General features: G+C 64.9%; 2 protein-coding genes and 1 pseudogene. All 3 read right to left on the reverse strand.

Translation table 11 applies throughout. The features are described from left to right. Positions 1-624: flagellin (locus BVE01S_RS16365; protein ID WP_066629909.1), on the reverse strand; the 624-nt coding region annotated here is incomplete at its 3' end. A gap of 111 nt (positions 625-735) precedes the next feature. Then, positions 736-1539 (reverse strand): flagellin, encoded by an 804-nt coding sequence (locus BVE01S_RS16370; RefSeq protein WP_066629912.1) that lies wholly within the window; start codon positions 1537-1539, stop codon positions 736-738. A 140-nt stretch (positions 1540-1679) separates the two neighbouring features. Next, a pseudogene (locus tag BVE01S_RS16960) lies at positions 1680-1780 on the reverse strand (flagellin); the annotation flags it as partial.

A 1780-nucleotide genomic window follows, 5' to 3' on the forward strand; every position in this document is an offset into this window, starting at 1 on the left:
ATCGGCGTCCACCAGATTGCCCACGCCGGCTTCAAGAGCGTCCTGAAGCTTGTTGACGAAGGTGATCTGACGGCCCAGCGACTTGGACTGGGTGCCCAAGGTGGCCAGGGCGCTCGTCGTCGCCGAGATGGCGGCGTCGACGTTCGCCGCGGTGGCGTTAGCGGCCGTGACGCTGCCGGTGTTCACGGCGGTGATCGCCGCGTTCGAACCCAGTGCCGTCAGGCTGTTCACGCCATCGAAGGTCGCGCCGGAGATGGCCGAGGCGACTTCCAGACCCAAGGCGTTGTAGTCGGCCAGATAGGCCGTCTGCGCCGAGCCGGTCGACGAGGCGATGTTGACGGCGAGCGACTTCATCTCTTCCAGGGCGGAAGTGACGGAATCGCCGGCGGCCAGAGCCACGTCGGTGATCGACTGGGTGCGTTGCAGGCCGGCGCGAACGGCGTCCTGCGAGGCGGCGTTGGCGCGTTGCGACGTGGCGATCGCGAAGATCGCACCGTTGTCCTTCGCCGACGACACCTTCATCCCGGTGCTGATCCGGTTTTGGGTCGTGTCCAGCTGTTGGCTGGTTTTGTTCAGGCTCTGCAGAGCGACTGCGGCGCCGTAGTTCGTATTGATGCTGGGCATTTCTAGCCCTCCTTTTCACTTCGTGAGAGCCCCGGCGTTTTGCCGGGGTGAGCGTTTTGCTCGGGGTTCAAGGCCACGACCTCGCCGCCGAGACGGCGAGGTCTCCGGGCCTTAGCGGAAGAGGCTCAGCAGGATCGAGCTGCCCTGGTTGGCGATCGACAGCGCCTGCACGCCCAGCTGTTGCTTGGTTTGCAGGGCGGTCAGTCGTGCGCTTTCCTTGGCCAGATCGGCGTCCACCAGATTGCCCACGCCAGCTTCCATCGCGTCCTGAAGCTTGTTGACGAAGGTGATCTGACGCCCGACCGACTTGGACTGTGTGCCCAAGGTGGCCAGGGTGCTGGTCACACCCGCGATCGCCAGATCGACGTTCGCGGTGGTGTAGTTGGCGGTGTTCGGCGTCGCCGCGGTGAACATCGCCAGTTGGGTGTTCGCGCTGACCGCCGTGGCGGTGCCCAGGCGATAGGTGCCCGAACCCGTCTGGACGTCGGTGGTCGTGCCTGCGGCCGTATTCAACAGGTTGACCCCGTCGAAGCTGGCGCCGGCGATCGCGTCGTTGATTTCCTTGCCCAGGGCAGTGAAGTCGGCCTCGTATGCCGTCTTCGCCGAACCCGTGGACGAGGCGATGTTGACCGCGAGCGACTTCATCTCTTCCAGGGCGGAGGTGATGGTGTCGCCGGCCGCCAGGGCCACGTCGACGATGGACTGACCGCGTTGCAGCGAGTTGCGAACCGCGTCTTGAGAGGCGGCGTTGGCGCGCTGTTGCGTGGCGATGGCGAAGATCGCGCCATTGTCCTTGGCCGAGGAGACTTTCAGGCCGGTGCTGATCCGGTTCTGAGTCGTCTCCAGCTGGGCGCTGGTCTTGTTCAGGCTCTGCAGGGCGACTGCGGCGCCGTAGTTCGTATTGATGCTGGGCATTTCTGGCCCTCCTTGTTCACTTCGTGAGATCCCCTGGCGTTTTGCCGGGGTGAGCATTTTGCTCAGGTCCGGGCGCCGGGAACCGACGACCGATCAGATGCGGCCTTGACCCGACCGCCTTAGCGATCGGGCCGTGGGCCTTAACGGAACAGGCTCAGCAGGATCGAGCTGCCCTGGTTGGCGATCGACAGCGCCTGCACGCCCAGCTGCTGCTTGGTTTGCAGGGCGGTCAGCTTGGCGC

It is taken from the genome of Brevundimonas vesicularis NBRC 12165 (assembly GCF_001592205.1).
Lineage (GTDB): Bacteria > Pseudomonadota > Alphaproteobacteria > Caulobacterales > Caulobacteraceae > Brevundimonas > Brevundimonas vesicularis.

What these genes read in the sequence shown, in the direction of transcription:
- BVE01S_RS16370 (WP_066629912.1), bottom strand. Translation starts at nt 1,539, where the DNA reads ATGCCCAGCATCAATACGAACTACGGCGCCGCAGTCGCCCTGCAGAGC.